At 70.0% G+C, this 15,992-nt stretch carries 19 protein-coding genes; 11 read left to right on the top strand and 8 right to left on the bottom strand.

Annotated features, from left to right (window positions below; genetic code table 11):
* Window positions 1-831 carry a PhzF family phenazine biosynthesis protein gene (locus tag ABZX10_RS12125; RefSeq protein ID WP_355539397.1) on the top strand — a complete coding sequence of 277 codons (831 nt, stop codon included), beginning with the start codon at window positions 1-3 and terminating at the stop codon, window positions 829-831.
* 9 nt (window positions 832-840) lie between these two features.
* Here the strand turns inward: ABZX10_RS12125 and ABZX10_RS12120 are convergent, their stop codons facing one another.
* Genes ABZX10_RS12120 through ABZX10_RS12105 form a run of 4 tightly spaced genes read right to left on the bottom strand, consistent with a single transcriptional unit; the run spans window position 841 to window position 3,974 of the window.
* Complete coding sequence (locus ABZX10_RS12120) at window positions 841-1,275, bottom strand: type II toxin-antitoxin system VapC family toxin (protein WP_355539394.1); 435 nt, start codon at window positions 1,273-1,275, stop codon at window positions 841-843.
* Window positions 1,263-1,532 carry a hypothetical protein gene (locus ABZX10_RS12115; RefSeq protein WP_355539391.1) on the bottom strand — a complete coding sequence of 90 codons (270 nt, stop codon included), beginning with the start codon at window positions 1,530-1,532 and terminating at the stop codon, window positions 1,263-1,265. The genes ABZX10_RS12120 and ABZX10_RS12115 overlap by 13 nt, the downstream gene beginning before the upstream one ends.
* A 52-nt stretch (window positions 1,533-1,584) precedes the next feature.
* Window positions 1,585-2,742 carry an amidohydrolase family protein gene (locus ABZX10_RS12110; protein ID WP_355539388.1) on the bottom strand — a complete coding sequence of 386 codons (1,158 nt, stop codon included), beginning with the start codon at window positions 2,740-2,742 and terminating at the stop codon, window positions 1,585-1,587.
* The gene (locus ABZX10_RS12105) at window positions 2,739-3,974 is read right to left on the bottom strand and encodes a PTS transporter subunit EIIC (RefSeq protein WP_355539385.1); all 1,236 of its coding nucleotides are present in this window, start codon (window positions 3,972-3,974) and stop codon (window positions 2,739-2,741) included. The genes ABZX10_RS12110 and ABZX10_RS12105 overlap by 4 nt, the downstream gene beginning before the upstream one ends.
* Before the next feature lie 105 nt (window positions 3,975-4,079).
* Here ABZX10_RS12105 and ABZX10_RS12100 point away from each other — a divergent pair, with 105 nt between their 5' ends.
* From ABZX10_RS12100 to ABZX10_RS12080, 5 genes are all read left to right on the top strand, one after another.
* Window positions 4,080-4,307 carry a PTS glucose/sucrose transporter subunit IIB gene (locus ABZX10_RS12100; RefSeq protein ID WP_068574506.1) on the top strand — a complete coding sequence of 76 codons (228 nt, stop codon included), beginning with the start codon at window positions 4,080-4,082 and terminating at the stop codon, window positions 4,305-4,307.
* A complete protein-coding gene (locus ABZX10_RS12095) occupies window positions 4,304-4,759 on the top strand; it encodes a glucose PTS transporter subunit IIA (RefSeq protein WP_355539381.1) in 456 nt (151 codons plus the stop codon). The genes ABZX10_RS12100 and ABZX10_RS12095 overlap by 4 nt, the downstream gene beginning before the upstream one ends.
* 203 nt (window positions 4,760-4,962) lie before the next feature.
* Entirely contained in the window at window positions 4,963-6,237 is a 1,275-nt protein-coding gene (locus ABZX10_RS12090) for a hypothetical protein (RefSeq protein ID WP_355539378.1), read from the top strand.
* Window positions 6,234-7,058, top strand: coding sequence for an Abi-alpha family protein (locus ABZX10_RS12085; protein WP_355539375.1), 825 nt, complete (start codon window positions 6,234-6,236; stop codon window positions 7,056-7,058). Before ABZX10_RS12090 ends, ABZX10_RS12085 begins: the two co-directional genes overlap by 4 nt.
* A gap of 57 nt (window positions 7,059-7,115) precedes the next feature.
* Window positions 7,116-8,120 (top strand): diiron oxygenase, encoded by a 1,005-nt coding sequence (locus tag ABZX10_RS12080; RefSeq protein WP_355539372.1) that lies wholly within the window; start codon window positions 7,116-7,118, stop codon window positions 8,118-8,120.
* A gap of 8 nt (window positions 8,121-8,128) precedes the next feature.
* Here the strand turns inward: ABZX10_RS12080 and ABZX10_RS12075 are convergent, their stop codons facing one another.
* Together ABZX10_RS12075 and ABZX10_RS12070 are read right to left on the bottom strand one after the other, a co-directional pair.
* Window positions 8,129-8,854, bottom strand: coding sequence for a GntR family transcriptional regulator (locus ABZX10_RS12075; protein WP_355539369.1), 726 nt, complete (start codon window positions 8,852-8,854; stop codon window positions 8,129-8,131).
* A gap of 36 nt (window positions 8,855-8,890) precedes the next feature.
* Window positions 8,891-9,484, bottom strand: a complete 594-nt coding sequence (locus ABZX10_RS12070; RefSeq protein WP_355539366.1) for an alpha-ketoglutarate-dependent dioxygenase AlkB — start codon at window positions 9,482-9,484, stop codon at window positions 8,891-8,893.
* Between the two features lie 61 nt (window positions 9,485-9,545).
* Here ABZX10_RS12070 and ABZX10_RS12065 point away from each other — a divergent pair, with 61 nt between their 5' ends.
* Window positions 9,546-10,541, top strand: coding sequence for an LLM class F420-dependent oxidoreductase (locus ABZX10_RS12065; RefSeq protein WP_355539363.1), 996 nt, complete (start codon window positions 9,546-9,548; stop codon window positions 10,539-10,541).
* 4 nt (window positions 10,542-10,545) lie between these two features.
* Here the strand turns inward: ABZX10_RS12065 and ABZX10_RS12060 are convergent, their stop codons facing one another.
* Window positions 10,546-11,703: a pyridoxal phosphate-dependent aminotransferase gene (locus ABZX10_RS12060; protein ID WP_355539360.1), complete on the bottom strand. Its 1,158-nt coding sequence runs from the start codon at window positions 11,701-11,703 to the stop codon at window positions 10,546-10,548.
* An 80-nt stretch (window positions 11,704-11,783) separates the two neighbouring features.
* On the opposite strand from ABZX10_RS12060, the gene ABZX10_RS12055 reads away from it, so the two are divergent.
* Both ABZX10_RS12055 and ABZX10_RS12050 read left to right on the top strand, forming a co-directional pair.
* The gene (locus ABZX10_RS12055) at window positions 11,784-12,824 is read left to right on the top strand and encodes an alcohol dehydrogenase catalytic domain-containing protein (protein ID WP_355539357.1); all 1,041 of its coding nucleotides are present in this window, start codon (window positions 11,784-11,786) and stop codon (window positions 12,822-12,824) included.
* Window positions 12,825-12,858: 34 nt separating this feature from the next.
* Window positions 12,859-14,169, top strand: a complete 1,311-nt coding sequence (locus tag ABZX10_RS12050; RefSeq protein WP_355539354.1) for an NAD(P)/FAD-dependent oxidoreductase — start codon at window positions 12,859-12,861, stop codon at window positions 14,167-14,169.
* 1 nt (window position 14,170) lies between these two features.
* On the opposite strand, the gene ABZX10_RS12045 is transcribed toward ABZX10_RS12050, so the two are convergent.
* Entirely contained in the window at window positions 14,171-14,539 is a 369-nt protein-coding gene (locus ABZX10_RS12045) for a hypothetical protein (RefSeq protein ID WP_355539351.1), read from the bottom strand.
* A gap of 165 nt (window positions 14,540-14,704) precedes the next feature.
* Between ABZX10_RS12045 and ABZX10_RS12040 the strand changes: the two genes are divergently transcribed.
* Window positions 14,705-14,962 carry a hypothetical protein gene (locus ABZX10_RS12040; protein WP_355539348.1) on the top strand — a complete coding sequence of 86 codons (258 nt, stop codon included), beginning with the start codon at window positions 14,705-14,707 and terminating at the stop codon, window positions 14,960-14,962.
* Window positions 14,963-15,214: 252 nt separating this feature from the next.
* On the top strand, window positions 15,215-15,992 hold a 778-nt coding region (locus ABZX10_RS12035; protein WP_355539807.1), incomplete at its 3' end, for a DUF222 domain-containing protein.

Genomic DNA, 15,992 nt, shown 5'->3' with positions numbered 1-15,992 from the left:
ATGTACCGATTCCGCCAGGTCGATGTCTTCTCCTCCGAGCCGCTGCGGGGCAACCCGGTGGCGGTGGTGCACCACGCCGACGACCTCACCGACGACCGGATGGCGGCGTTCGCGCGCTGGACGAATCTCAGTGAGACGACGTTCCTGCTGCGCCCGACCGATCCGGCGGCGGACTACCGGCTGCGGATCTTCACGCCCGGCGGCGAGCTGCCCTTCGCCGGGCATCCGACGTTGGGCAGCGCGCACGCCTGGCTCGAGGAGGGCGGTGTCCCGGCGTCGTCCGGGACGGTGGTACAGGAGTGCGCGGCCGGCCTGGTGCGGCTGCGCCGCGGAGACGAAATCGCCTTCGCGGCCCCGCCACTCGTCCGTTCCGGGCAGGCGGACGCGGACACCGTCGACCGGATCGCAGCCGGATTGCGGATCCCGGTCTCGGATGTCCTCGCCGCGGAGTGGGTGGACAACGGTCCGGGCTGGGTGGCGGCGCGGCTGCGGGACGCGGACGCGGTGCTGGCGCTGAATCCGGATTTCGCAGCGATGGGGGAGCTCAACGTCGGCGTCGTCGGGTCGTATCCGCGCGGCGGCGACGCCGATGTGGAGGTCCGCGCCTTCTGCCCCGGCCTCGCCGTCCCCGAGGACCCGGTCACGGGGTCCCTCAACGCAGGAATCGCGCAATGGCTGATCGGCACGGACGAGCTGCCGCCGAGTTACGTCGCCTCCCAGGGGACCGTGCTCGGCCGACGTGGCCGCGTGCAGATCGAATCCGTAGGTGGCGAGATCTGGATCGGCGGCGCGACGAACACGACGATCACCGGGAGCGTGGCGCTCGGCTGAGGTGTGCAACTACTCGGACGTGACCGTCCCGGGTGCAGGCGAGACGCCGTAGGCGTGGCCGGCGGCGCGGAGCCGCTCGTCGAAGGTCGCGAGGGAGACGGTGACGGTCCCGTGTTCTGTGGCCTCGATGGCGGTGAGGAGGACGGCGGCATCGGGAAGCTTGATCCGGGCGTCGTGCCGGATCTGCGCGAGTCGAGGTGCGAACCTCGGTGGAAACTCCTGGCGCTCGACGCCGAGTTCGGCGATGCGCGCCTCCGCATCGTCGAGGATCCCCGATCGGACGGCGCCGACCAGGAACTCCGCGACGGTCAGTTCGTTGGCGAGGAGTCGATCGCCGCGCCGGATCGCGGACGTCACGGCCAGAACGGACTCGGGGTGAAACGGATCGCCCTCCTCGAAGAAGGCGATGAGGACGCTCGCGTCGAGGACGGCTACTCCGGCCACTCGGACCTCAGTTCCTCGAGGTAGCCGTCGGGGAAGGTGCCGGTCATGCTTCCGGCGAGCCGATTCGCGACCGCCACGCGCCGTTCGATCTCGCTCTCCGTCGACTCGTCCACTGCGTCGGCTCCTGCAGCGATCAGCTCGCGCAGCAGTCGCGACGGACTGTCGGCATGTGTCGGCCAGCGCCGCCGGGCGACTTCCAGGGCGTGCGCGATCTCGGGGGTCTCCGTGATGGCGTGCCGCGGGCGCGTGGTGGGCATGCCGTCAGTGTAACACCGCGACTGCAGGTGTCACACTGATGGAACGGCTCGGTCAGGAGACCTCGACACCCCCGCGGAACACCCGCAGCAGGTCCAGGTCGGCGGACAGTTCGAGCAGGTCGGCCCGCAGGCCGGCGGACAGCTCGCCCCGGTCCCTCAGGCCCAGCAGCCGAGCGGGCGTCGTCGCGCCCGCGCGGGCAGCGTCGGCGAGGGCGACTCCCGAGTACCGGACGGCGCGCGCGAACACGTCGAACACCGAGGAGGTGCCCCCGGCGATCGCGCCCGGCGTACCGTCGGACGTGGTCAGGCGGGCCGTGCCGCCCCCGACGGTGACCTCCAGCGGCCCCAGTGAGTACTGGCCGTCGGGCATGCCGGCCGCCTGCATCGCGTCGGAGATGAGCGCGACGTGGTCGGGCCCGACGGTCGCGAAGACCATCGCGACGGTGCCGGCGGCCAGGTGCACCCCGTCGCCGATGACCTCGGCGACCGCGCGTCCCTCGCCCGCGACCTTGAGGGCCGCGCCGACCGCGCCGGGATGCCGGTGGTGCATGGGGTGCATGCCGTTGAACAGGTGCGTGATGCTCACCGGCCCGGAGGGTGCGCCGAGCGCGGCCTCGACGGTGTCGTAGTCGCCGGCGGTGTGCCCCACCGAGACGACGGCGCCGGCCTCGGACAACTGCCGGGCCAACACGTCGAAGTGCGCCGTCTCGGCGGCGACCGTCATCGAGCGGATCCGGCCGCCCGCGGCGTCGAGGAGCGTCTCCAGCAGCGCCGGGTCACCGTCGATGATGTACCGCGGGTCCTGCGCCCCGCACACCTCCTGGGCCAGGAACGGCCCCTCCAGGTGCAGGCCGGCGACGGTGCCGTCGTCGACGAGGGGCGAGAGCGTCGCGATGCGCTCGAGAAGCTTGTCCGGCGACGCCGACACGAGCGAGGCGAGCAGCGTCGTCGTACCGCGGCCGAGGTGGTGCGCGGCGGCGGCGCGGGCACCGTCGGCGTCGGAGTCGGGGAAGCCGAACCCGCCGCCGCCGTGGCAGTGCACGTCGATCATGCCGGGCACGTACACGCGGTCCGACGGTGCCGGGAGGCCGGCGGGGGGGAAGGCCGACGCCGGCCCGACCTCCGTGATGAGTCCGCCGCCGTACGCGACGACGCCGTCGTCGATCGCCCCGGAGGGCGTGACGACGGTGCCGCGCAGGTACTCGGTCACGCCGTCACCTCTGCTTCCTCGTCCTCGTCCTCGCGGCCGGGGGTCTTGAGGTTCCGGCGCTTGATGATGAACGAGAACGTGAAGTAGTAGATCACGGCGTAGACGAGGCCCATCGGGATGAGCCACAGCGGATTGGTGGCCTTGCCGAAGTTGAGGACGTAGTCGATCGCGCCCGCGGAGAACGTGAACCCGTGATGGATGCCGAGCCAGTTCGCGATGAGCAGGGAACTGCCGGTGAGCAGCGCGTGCACGACGAGCAGCGGCCACGCGACGAAGATGAAGGAGAACTCCAGCGGCTCGGTGATGCCGGTCAGGAAGCTGGTGAGCGCGACGGAGAGCATGATGCCGCCGACCACCTTGCGGTTCTCGGGCTTGGCGCAGCGGTAGATGGCGAGGGCCGCGGCGGGCAGGCCGAACATCATGATGGGGAAGAAGCCGGTCATGAACGTGCCGGCGGTGGGGTCGCCCTGCAGGAAGCGGGAGATGTCGCCGTGCACGACCTGCCCGGTGGCGGTGTGGTAGTCGCCGAGGACGAACCAGACCACCGAGTTGATGATGTGGTGCAGGCCGAGCGGGAGCAGCAGGCGGTTGACGGTGCCGAAGACCCCGCCGCCGACGACCGCGTGCTCGGCGACCCAGTTGCCGAGGCCGGTGAGGGCCCAGTTGAAGGCCGGGTAGATGAAGGACATGATCACGCCGACGACGATCGCGCCGGACGCGGTGAGGATCGGGACCAGGCGCCGGCCGGAGAAGAAGCCGATGTAGTCGGGGAGCTTCGTCTTGTAGAACCGCTGCCACAGCATCGCCGACATGATGCCGATGACGATGCCGCCGAGCACGCCGTAGTCGACGATCGCGGGGTCGCCCGCCTTGTCGACCTTGCCGGCCAGCACCACCGGCGACATCGCCTTCTCGACCGCCTGGAAGGAGAGGTATCCGACGAGCGCGGCGAGCGCGGTGGAACCGTCGGCCTTCTTCGCCCAGCCGATCGCGATACCGACGGCGAAGAGGATCGCCAGGTTGCCGATCAGCGCGTTTCCGGCGCCGCCGATGACGGCGGCCACGGTCTTCATCGACGACCAGCGGCCGAGCAGATCGTCCTGCCCAAGTCGCAGGAGCAGGCCCGCGGCCGGGAGGACCGCGATGGGCAGCATGAGACTGCGGCCGAGTTTCTGGAGACCGGTCAGATCGAGCCGTCGTGCTGATATACCGGATCCGGATGAGGAACTCATTTTTCGCTCCTGTCGAGGGACGAGTCCACTAGGGTGACGACAGGTTATAACCAGTTGGGGCGGCGTGCGCCGGTTTCCCCGAACCTCTCCGGAAGGGCGGCAGACATGTCGAAGGCTCAGGACATCGTGAACGGACTCGGCGGGGCCGACAACATCGAGGAGGTCGAGGGCTGCATCACCCGCCTGCGGTGCGAGGTGAAAGACGCAGGTCTCGTCGATCAGGCCGCGCTCAAGAAGCTGTCGCACGGCGTGATGGTGGCCGGATCCGCGGTCCAGGTCGTCGTCGGGCCGACCGCCGACGCCCTCGCGGAGGAAGTGCAGGACCTCCTGTGACCGACATCCTCGCGCCGGTGGCCGGGCGGCTGGTGCCGCTCTCCGCGGTCCCCGATCAGGTCTTCGCGGGCCAGATGGTCGGTTCGGGTGTCGCGATCGAGCCGTCGGTTCCCGCCGGCGGTGCCGACGCCGTCGTCGTCTCCCCCGTCGCGGGCACGGTGCTCAAGTTGCATCCGCATGCGGCGATCGTGCTCGGCGACGGTGGCGTCGGTGTTCTCGTGCACGTCGGAATCGACACCGTGAATCTGGGGGGCGAGGGCTTCACGCTGCTGGCCGCGGAGAAGTCGAAGGTCGCCGCGGGGGATCCGTTGATCTCGTTCTCCCCGTCGGGCATTCGCGATCGGGGGCTCAGTGCCATCTGTCCGGTCGTGGTGATGGATTCCACGCCCGGGTCGGTTCCGGATCCTGAGGAGCGCGAAGTGGTTGCGGGAGAGGTGCTGTTTGCGATGTGATCGAGCTCGTGTCTCGGCGTGTTCATCTGGTCACAGTGATCGAATCGAGGAGTAATCCTCTCATCTTGTTGAGTACTGTGAGCGCGAATGATGTCGAGCGGGTGACCGTGAACCATTCGTAGGACGAGTGATTCGGGCCGCGCGAGCGGAGATGGAGGGTACGTGGTGCGCTCGACGACGAACGTCGATGAGGTGTCTGTGTCGTGAACGCGCATCTGATCGAGCAGCTCATCACGATCCCGTTGTTCACCGGCATCATCGGCTACATCACCAACTGGACCGGCATTCTCATGCTGTTCGAGCCCAAGCGGTTCTACGGCGTCAAGGTTCCCGGCATGGCCACCCTGTACCCGTTGCTCCCGCGGCGGGTTCAGGTGATCCCGGCCATCCAGCCGGACGGCCGCGTCGGTTGGCAGGGGATCGTGCCCTCGAGAGCCGAGAAGATGGCGAGCATCGCCGTCGACAAGTCGCTCAACAAGGTGGGCAGTATCGCCGAGTTCTACGAGGTGATGGATCCCGAGCACGTCTCCGAGGTGCTCACCCGCGCGTCGCTGCCGATGATCCCGTCGATCGTCGAATCCGTGATGCAGCGCGAGAACCCGCGCCTGTGGTATTCGCTCCCCGAGGACGTGAAGCTGCTCGTCTACCGGCGCGTGTCGGCGTCGCTGCCGAAGGACGTCCGGCGGATCACGTCGACCATCGGCGAGAACATCGACGACTACATCGACGCCAAGCTCCTGGTGATCCGGTACCTCACCAACAATCCTTCGGTTCTGAAGGACATCTTCTACAACATGGGCCGCAAGGAACTGAAGTTCATGCAGAACTTCGGCTTCTACTTCGGATTCCCGATGGGTTTCCTCCTCGTCGCGCTCCTGCACTTCTTCCCGTACTGGTGGCTCCTGCCGCTGGGCGGCATCGTCATCGGCTACGTGGTCAACTACATCGGCATCCTGATGATCTTCGAGCCGATCCATCCCACCTGGTGGGTGCCGTGGAAGCAGGGCCTGTTCCTCAAACGCAAGAAGGAGATCGGTGAGCAGTACGCCATGGTGATGGCGGACAAGGTGATCACCATCGAGAACATCTGCGACGAGCTGCTGCACGGGCCGCGCTCGGACCGGACCCGGGCCACCGTCGAGACGGTGCTGCGCGATTCGATCGACAACGCCGCGGGCTGGGCGCGCGGCTTCGTCAAGCTGTCGGTGGGGAGCGAGGCCTACGACCGCGTGCCGCAACTGGTCGGTGCCGAGGCGCTCAAGGTCGCCGAGGCGACGGTCAGCCAGCCGCAGTTCGTGGCCGAACAGCAGACCAAGGTCCGCGAGTTCGTCATCGAGCGTATGAGCAAGCTCAGCCCGGACGATCTCAGTGAACTGCTCCGGTCGGCGATCAAGCAGGACGAGTGGCTGCTGTTCCTGCACGGCGCGGTGCTCGGCTCGTTCGCCGGGTTCCTTCATCTAGCGATCTTCGGGGTGTGACAGACGTGAGTGACAAGTCCGGTTCCAACGCGGCGCGGGACGCCGAGGGCCGCGAGCTGGCGGTGCGTGGCGAGGGCGAGCTCGCGGAGGCCGGCAAGCCCGAGTCCGGCGGCGGCCTCCTCGGGCGGCTCGGGCGGGTGTCGAACTCGGCGTTCAACGTGACCCGAGAGATCGGCGGCTCGGCGCAGCGCCTCACCCAGCAGTTCGTCAGCGAGGCGGGGCATCTCGTGGACGTCGCGCTGACCACCGAGGTGGCGCCGCGCGTCGTCGTGCACGGTGAGGTCGTCGAGGAGCTCGACGAGCGTGAGGACGAGCCCGTCACCACCTCCGAGGAGCTCCGCCGCACGGGCGACCGGCTGCTCGCGCAGTCCGCCGAGCCGGCGGGGGCGCAGGCTCCCCATCCGGCGTTCGCGCACATCCTGCAGGAGCTCTGCCCCGACGAGGCCCGCATCCTGCGGTTGCTCCACAACGACGGTGCGCAGCCCGCGATCGACGTGCGCACCAACCGCCCGTTCGGGGTCGGCGCGGAGACCGTGGCCGCCGGACTCTCGATGATCCCGGAGGTCGCCGGCTGCCGCCATCCCGAGCGGATCGCCGCGTACCTCGGCAACCTGCACCGCCTGGGCCTGATCTGGTTCTCGAAGGAGCAGGTGGAGGTGCGGCGGTACGAGCTGCTCCAGGTCCAGCCGCAGATCATCGATGCGATCAGCACCGCCGGCCGGTACGCCAAGACCGTCCGCCGGCGGATCGAGATCACGCCCTTCGGCCGGGACTTCTACGGCACCTGCTTCACCCCGTCGTCGGGCTTCTCGGGGGCGTGAGCTCGAACCACATGTGGTAGACAGTCATCAACAGACTGTCTATTTCATGAGGTGATCATGGTTGACGTGGCCCACACGGATGCCCGGGGTGCGCGCATCAGCGCCCCGCGCGCCGATTTTCACCGGACGTTGTCGGACCTGTCGAACGCGTCGGTCGAGCGCAATTTCGACCCCTACCTGGACATCGCCTGGGATTCTCCGGAGCTCGCGATCGACCCCGCGGACCGGCGGTGGGTGCTGCACCCCGAGCTCGACTACATCGGCAGGAGTCCCTGGTATCAGGCGCAGCCCCTGGAGAAGCGGATCGCCATGGGCGTCTGGCGGCAGGCGAACCTGGTCAAGGCGGGCATGCAGTTCGAGCAGGTGCTCATCGCCGCGCTGATGCAGTACTCGTTCGTGCAGCGCAACGGCTCCCCGGAGTTCCGCTACGCCACGCACGAGGCCCGCGAGGAGTGCAACCACACGCTCATGTTCCAGGAGTTCGTCAACCGGACCGGCCAGAACGTGCCCGGTGCGCCGCGCTGGTTCCGCGCCGTGATGCCGCGCCTGACCCGCGCCGCGGTCTGGGCGCCGCCCGGCTTCTTCGTGGGCGTGCTCGGCGGCGAGGAGCCGATCGACCACATGCAGAAGCATCAGCTGCGCGCGGCGGACACCCAGCACCCGGCGATGACCGCGATCATCGCGATCCATGTCGCGGAGGAGGCGCGCCACATCTCGTTCGCGCACCAGCTCCTCGAGTACCAGGTGCCGAAGATGAGCCGCGTGCAGCGGGGGATCCTCTCCGTCGTCGCGCCGCTGATCATGTGGTCGCTCAACAACGTGATCATGGTGCCGCCCAAGCAGTTCTGGGAGACCTTCGACGTGCCGGACGAGGTGCGCACGGAGATCTTCTGGCGTGATCCCGCGACGCGTCGCATGCGCGCCGAGGTCTTCGGCGACGTCCGCGCGCTGGCCGAGCGCATCGGACTGATGAACCCGGTGTCGCGTCGGGTGTGGTCGGCGCTCGGGATCGGCGGCCGCGCCTCGCGGTTCCGGGGCGAGCCGCAGTACGAGGCCATCTGACGGGACGTTCAGCGCGCGCCGCCGGCCTCGGTCACCGTCATCTGGACCTGGTAGCGGTCGGAGCGATACCAGGAATAGCTGTGCTCCACGCGCGTCTCACCGGAGAAGGAGACGCGATCGAAGGCCAGGATCGGTGCGCCCGAGGGCACTCCGAGCAGGCGGGCGAGCTCGCCGTCGGCGGAGATAGCCCCGATGGATTGCTCGGCGCGATCGATGGGGTGCCCGTACTCGGTGCGCAGGAGGTCGTAGATCGACCGCGTGAGGTCGTGCGCGTCCATCTGGGGTGCGACGGCCTGCGGGTACCAGGCGTCGTCGATCGAGATGGGAACCCCGTCGGCGAGCCGCAGCCGCCTGACGTGGAAGGCCTTGTCCGCGGCTCGGATCCGCAGTGCCGCCGTCGTCGACGGGGGCGGGACCCGCAGCTCCGTCTGCAGGACCACCGTCGACGGTGAGCGGCCCAGCCGCCGCATGTCGTCGTGGAACGACGCGAGGTGCAGCTGCGAGCGGGCGGGACGGTCCGCGACGAACGTGCCCTTGCCGCGGATCCGGACCAGCGTGCCCTCGGCGACGAGCTGGCGCAGCGCCTCACGCACCGTGATCCGCGAGACCCCGTACTCCTCGCACAGCTGGCGCTCGCTGGGGAGCGCCGCGCCCGGCGCGAGGCTCTCGGCGCAGCGTTGCTCGAGGAGCGCCCGCAATTGCTCGTGTTTCGGAATCGGGCCGTCCGCGATCATGACCTCATCTTGTCACACCAGGTCATGACCAGTGGGTCAGCGGACCCCGGCCACCCGGAACTGCACGCTGATGCGCGGCCCGGCGTGCGGGACCTTCGGTACCGCGTGCTCCCAGGTGCGCTGTGCGGAGCCGCCCATCGCGAGGAGGTCGCCGTGGCCGATCGACAGCTTCGTGCTGGCGCCGCCGCCGCGCGGCCGCATCAGGAAGGGGCGGGTGGCGCCGAGGGAGACGATGGCGACGATGGTGTCGTGCGTGGCGCCGCGGCCGATCGTGTCGCCGTGCCAGGCCACGGAATCCGCGCCGTCGCGGTAGAGGCACAGCCCGACGGAGGTGAAGGGCTCGTGCAGATCGTCCCAGTACAGCTCGGTGAGCCGGTCCCGGATACGAGCCAGCTCGGGATGGGGGAGCGGCGCCTCGTCTCCGTAGTAGCGCAGCAACCGCGGCACGGGCAGCGTGCGCTCGTACATGCGGCGCTTCTCCTCGACCCACGGCACGTCGCGGCCCAGGGCCTCGAAGAGTTCGTCGGGCTCCGACTGCCACGCCGCGCGCACGTCGAGCCACGCACCGCCGGCCAGGTCCCGACGGTGCGGGGCCAGCGGTACGGCATCGTCGAACAGCGAATCCTGCATCGCCTGAGACGATACGAGGTCCCCCTGACAAGTCCGGCGCGATCTCCGTAGGGTTGGAGGCGTGCGATTCGGACTCTTCCTCCCGCAAGGCTGGCGTTTCGACCTCGTCGGCATCGATCCGGCGGACCACTGGTCCGTCATGAACGGCCTCGCCCAGCGCGCCGACGCCGGGCCCTGGGACTCGGTGTGGGTGTACGACCACTTCCACACCACCCCGGTCCCGAGCCACGAGGCGACGCACGAGGCGTGGTCGCTGATGGCCGCCCTCGCCGCGACGACCGAGCGCGTGAAGCTCGGCCAGATGTGCACGGCGATGAGCTATCGCAACCCCGCGTACCTGGCGAAGGTGGCCGCCACGGTCGACCTGATCTCCGGCGGCCGCACGCAGATGGGGATCGGCGGCGGCTGGTACGAGCACGAGTGGCGCGCCTACGGCTACGGCTTCCCGTCGGCGGGCGAGCGGCTCGGCCGCCTCGACGAGGGCGTGCAGATCATGCGCCAGGCGTGGACCGAGGGGGCCGCCACGCTCGACGGGAAGTACTACCAGGTCGACGGTGCGATCTGCGAGCCCCGTCCCGTGCAGGACGGGGGCATTCCGCTGTGGGTCGCCGGCGGCGGTGAGAAGAAGACACTGCGGATCGCCGCGAAGTACGCGCAGTACACCAACTTCGACGGCACCTTCGAAGGGTTCGCGCACAAGTCGGAGGTGCTGCGGCGCCACTGCGCCGATCTCGGCCGCGACTTCGATGCCATCACCCGGTCCTCGAACTACAACATCGCGATCGGCGAGGCCGCCCGCGACGTGCAGACCCGGCTCGACGAGACCCGCAATCGGCTGCTCCAGCACGTGCCCGAGGCGGCGGTCGACGCCACGATGGGCAGCTTCCTCGGCATGCCGGGGGTGGGGACGCCCGCCGAGATCGTCGCGAACCTGAAGCGGCTCGAGGCGGAGGGGATGACCTACGCCATCTGCTACTTCCCCGAGATCGCCTACGACACCTCGGGGCTCGAACTCTTCGAGCGCGAGGTGATCCCCGCGTTCTCCCAGGTGTTCTGACCACCTAGGTGAGAGCCCGGAGACGTCGGGCCCCCTCGGCCAGCACCTCCTCGCGCTTGGCGAACGCGAAGCGCAGGAGGTGCCCCCAGCGGGCCTGGTCGTCGGCGAGCGCGCTGACCGGAACCGCGGCCACACCGATGCGGCCGGGCAGTTCCCGGGCGAGGGCGGCGGCATCGTCGTAGCCGAGGGCCCGCGCGTCGGCCACGACGAAGTACGTGCCCTCCGACGGGTGCACCGTGAAGCCGGCCTCGACGAGCGAGGCGGTGAGCAGGTCGCGGCTGTCCTGCAGTGTGGGGGCGAGCTTCTCGAGCCACGAGGACTCGTTGTCGAGCGCGTGCGCGACCGCGTGCTGCAGCGGGGTGGCGCCCGTGAAGGTGAGCCACTGCTTGGCGGAGCGGCAGGCGTCGGCGAGCTCGCGCGGGGCGGTGATCCAGCCGACCTTCCACCCCGTCACGTTGAAGGCCTTGGCGGCGCCCGAGATCCGGACCGTGCGCTCCCGCATGCCCTCGAAGGCGGCGAGCGGGCGGTGCACCCGGCCGTCGAAGAGCAGGTACTCGTAGACCTCGTCGGTGAAGCACAGCAGGTCCCGCTCGACACACAGGTCGGCGATCAGGCGCAGGTCGTCGTCGGCGAGAACGGTGCCCGTCGGGTTGTGCGGGGAGTTGACGATGATCGCCGCGGTCCGGTCCGTGACCGCGGCCCGGAGCATCGCCGGATCGAGGCGGTAACGGCCGCCGTCGTCGACGAGCGGCACCACGACCCGGGTCGCGCCGGCCATCGCCACCGTCGCGGCGTAGGAGTCGTAGAAGGGCTCGATCAGGATCACCTCCTGGCCCGGTTCGACCAGGCCCAGCACGGCGGCCGCGATCCCCTCGGAGGCGCCGACGGTGACCAGCACCTCGCCGTCCGGGTCGTAGTGCAGGCCGTACTCGCGCTCGACCTGCGCGGACACGGCCCGACGGAGCTCGGGCAGGCCGTCGCCCGGCGGGTACTGGTTCATGCCGCCGTCGATCGCCGCCTTCGCGGCCGCGAGCATCCCGGCCGGGCCGTCCGTGTCCGGGAACCCCTGCCCCAGGTTGACGGCGCCGGTCTCGGCGGCGAGCGCCGAGATCTCCGCGAAGATCGTCGACGTGAAGGGCTGGAGGCGTCCGACGGTGCGCATGAAAGACGACTGTATCGCCTCGGCGGTGCCGAGTCCGTGATGTACTGACCTCGATAATATATTATTTGTGAGGAGTGGCCGTGCGTGCTGCTGTGTACACCGAATCGGGTGCCATCGAGCTGGGACAGCGGCCCGACGCGGCGCTGCAACTCCCCACGGACGCGGTGGTGCGGGTCGTGCTGTCGTGCGTGTGCGGCTCGGACCTGACCTACTACCGCGGGAAGCGTCCGCACGCCGTGGGCTCGATCGGCCACGAGGCGATCGGGGTGGTCGAGGACACGGGCGCGGAGGTGACCTCCGTGCGCCCCGGGGATCTGGTGGTGGTGCCGCTGCAGTTCCATTGCGGGGAGTGCGCACACTGCCTGGGCGGCACCCCTTTCGCCTGTGTCCGGGGCGCGACGTTCGGAAACGGCACCAACGACGGTGGCCAGGGCGAGGCCATGCGTGTGCCCTTCGCCGACCGGAGCCTGCACGCCGTTCCGGGCACGGGGCACGACGATGCCCTGCTCAAGTCCCTGCTCACGCTGTCGGACGTGCTGTGCACAGGGCACCACGCCGCGGTGTGCGCCGGGGTGCGGCCGGGGCACACCGTCGCCGTGGTGGGCGACGGTGCCGTGGGCCTGCTGGGCGTCCTGTCCGCGAAACGGCTGGGCGCCGAGCGGATCATCGCGCTGAGCAGCTCGCCGGTGCGGCAGGCGCTGGCCACGGAGTTCGGCGCCACCGACCTGGTGGCGGAGCGCGGCGACGAAGCCACTGAGCGGGTGCTCGAGATGACCGGCGGCGTGGGGGTGGACGCGACGCTGGAGTGCGTCGGCACCGCGCAGGCCGTCGACACCGCCTTCCGGATCGCCAGGCCCGGCTCGATGGTCGGGCTCGTCGGGATCTCCGACGACCTGGATCCGCCCGTCCGGGAGGCGTTCTGGCGGAACGTCGGATGGCGCGGCGGGCCGTGCCAGGTCCCCGTCTACCTGCCCGAGCTGCTGCCCGACGTGCTGGACGGCACCATCGATCCCGGACGGGTGTTCACGTGGGAGTCCGACCTCGGCGGCGTCGTGGCCGGGTACCGCGCGATGGCCGAACAGAAGCAGGTGAAGTCCCTCCTGCGGGTGAGTCCGCTCTGACCTGGGCGGAGCCGGTCGCGCGTAGCCTGGCGGCATGACCACCGCCGTCGTCGTCGGATCCGGACCCAACGGGCTCACGGCCGCCGCCTACCTGGCCCGCGCGGGGCTCGAGGTGACGGTGCTCGAGGCCGAGGCGACACTCGGCGGCGCCTGCAGGTCCGATCGGATGGCCGGGACCGTCGTCGATCGGTTCTCGACGGGGCATCCCCTCGCGTACGCCTCGCCCGCGCTCCGGGACGTGGGGCTCGACATCGCGTGGGGCACGGCGGAGATCGACGTGGCGCACCCGCTCTCGCCCGACCCGGCCGACGCGGTGGGCACGCTCGCGGACGTGCCGGACTGCGGGCCCGAGGTGATGGCGGCCTTCTTCGCGCCGATGACCGATGTGCCGCGGCACCCCGTCCTCGCGACTCGATGGGGGCCGCGCTTCGCGCTACCGGCCGCGGTGACCGCCGCCGCGCTCGGCCGCGTCGGCGGCGCCGTCTTCGCCGGGGTCGCCGCGCACGGCATCGTGCCCCAGCACCTGCCGCTCACGAGTTCGCTCGGATACATCCTGGCGGGCGTGCGGCCCTGGTCGGTGCCGCTGGGCGGTTCGCAGCAGATCTCCGACGGGCTCGCCGCGCTCGTGCTGGCGCACGGCGGCACGATCCGCACGGGCGAGCGGGTGACGGCGCTACCGGACGCCGACCTCGTCCTCCTCGACACGGGCCTGCCCGCGGCGCGGAACCTGGTGGGGGAGCGCGCACCGGGGTGGCTGCGGCGCCGTGTCCGACGGTGGCGGTTCGGCGCCGCCGCGTTCAAGGTCGACCTCGTGGTCGACGGTGGGATCCCCTGGGCGCACGAGGATCTCCGACGGTCCGCCTTCGTCCATCTGGGCGGCACGGCGCGGGAGATCGCGGCCAAGGAGCTGATGGTGAACCGAGGCCGGATGCCGGAGCGCCCCGTGATGATCCTCTCCCAGCAGTACCTGGCGGACCCGTCGCGCTGCGCCGGTTCGCTGGTGCCCGTGTCGATGTACGCGCACTGCCCCAACGGATTCCCGGGCGACCTCACGCAGTCGGTGATCGCCGAAGTGGAGCGGCACGCGCCGGGCGTTCGGGAGCGCATCGTCGAACTCCGGTCCCTGGGGCCGGCCGGTCTGGAGGCGGGCAATGCCAACCTCGTCGGCGGCGACATCGCCGCCGGTGCTGCGATTCCCGCGCAGCTGGTCCGCCGACCCACCCTGGTCGATCCCTACCGGCTCACCGATCGGGTGTACCTCTGCTCCGCCGCCGCGGCCCCCGGCCCGGGCGTGCACGGGATGGTCGGGTGGCACGCGGCGAAGGCGGCGCTGCGGGCGCTCTGACTCACCGCGGCTTCGACGGAGTCGGTGCGACGCTGCCGGTTCCATAGGGATCGTCGCCGGCGCCGTGGTTCGGGTTGGTGCAGATCGTGCCCTCGCCCGGGCCGCCGGTGCACGGGACGTCGTACTCGCTGCCCGGTCCGGTGGGTTTCGGGGGCTTCGGGATCGTGGTCGGGGCTCGGCGCGTCGGCTGCACGGTGACCGTTGCCGACGGCTGAGCGGTCCGCGGCGATGGATCCTGTTGGGCGGTAGTGGTGTTGGTGACCGTCGTGGAGGTCGCGGACGGCGAGGTCTGCGCCCCGTCGTTCGAGCAACCCCCGGCGGCGAGGAGTGCGGCGAATCCGGCGGCGGCGAGGGGCCTGGTGCAGATCATGGTGTGTCTTCTCCGTTCTGGGGTGTTCCCGGTCTGGGTGGACGCCGCCCAGGGTAACCGTTCAGTATCGCCACCGGGTGGCGGTAGAAATACTCGCTGGACCTGGCCCCGCGGGTCCCGCAAGATCGTGGAGAACGATGGTTCGAGCGAAAAGGCGGGTGAGCAATGCGATTCCACGACCACCTCACGCAGATGTGGGCACGTTTCGGCGAGCTCCGTCGCACCCATGTCGAGCTGTACGAGCGGCGCCAGATCCTGCTCGAGCCGTGGACGCACGACATCCTGCACTGGGGTTCGGACGGGGCCCTGCACGGATCGATCGTCGTCGAGCGGGCGCGGCCTCCGGTGACGCGCGGAGGGTGGTGCCCGTGCCGTCCGCTGGACGTGGTCGCCGACGAGCAGGGTGTTGTGACCAGTGGTTAGTAACTACTGATCTATTCGGGTGGCCACCCGCCGTGCTGGGTGTTGCGGTGCTAACGGCGGGGCGAAGGAGTCGCGCACCGGACATCTATTCGATATATCTCCGCATCTCGAAAACTTGTCAGTGGGTCCGGGTAGCGTCCTGGTATGGACGAAAGTATTGCAGTAAAGGATGATCCGCCTCCTGATGCAGCTGCGGGTGGGGATGTGGTGGATCGGTTGCGTTCGAGTGAGGTCCGGCGGTGCCGGTTGGCTGTGGAGCAGTACGCGCTGGCGGCGGATCTGCTGCGGCAGCGGGTGTGTGAGCGGGTGGCGGCGGGGGTGCCGCAGGATCGGTGGCAGCAGGGCGTCGCCGCGGAGGTCGCGCTGGCGTTGCACATCTCCCCGAACACCGCCGGGCGGTTCGTCGCCAGGGCGGTGGAGTTGGAGCGGTACATGCCGCACACCCGGGCCCGGCTCTACGACGGTGACCTGTCCCCGGAGGCGATCCCGACGCTGCTCGCGGGCCTGAGTCACGTGGACATCGCGGACCGACAGCGCGCCGACGAGGAGCTCTGTGCGAATCCGGCGGTGTTGGCGGGGGTGGGGCTCAAGCAGTTGGCGGGGACGGTGCAGCAGGTCGCCTACCGCGTGGATGCGCAGGCGACGGTGGATCGGATCGCGGCGGCGGAGAAGGACCGCACCGTCACCTTGCGGCCCCTGCCGGAGGGGATGGCCCGGTTGTCGCTGCTGCTGCCGATGGCGCAAGGGGTCGGCGCGTACGCCGCGCTCCGTACGCACGCCGACACCCAGGTCGGGCACGATCAGGAACTACGGACCCGGCCGCAGCTCATGGCCGACACCGCGTTCGCCCGGTTGACCGGTCGGGAAGCGGTGGAGGGGCAGCCGGTCACGGTCAATCTCACCGTCTCGGCGGAGGTCCTCCTCGGGGACCGGCTGGGCACCGTGCATCTCGACGGTGGCGGCAGCATGCCGGCGGAGATCGCCCGCAATCTCATCGGCAGGGCCACCGCCAACGGTGTGGCATGGGTCA

Origin of the sequence: Tsukamurella sp. NPDC003166, from assembly GCF_040611135.1 — a bacterium.
GTDB lineage: Bacteria > Actinomycetota > Actinomycetes > Mycobacteriales > Mycobacteriaceae > Tsukamurella.
Note: the sequence above shows the minus strand (reverse complement) of the source record. Positions and strands in the feature narration are given on the sequence as shown.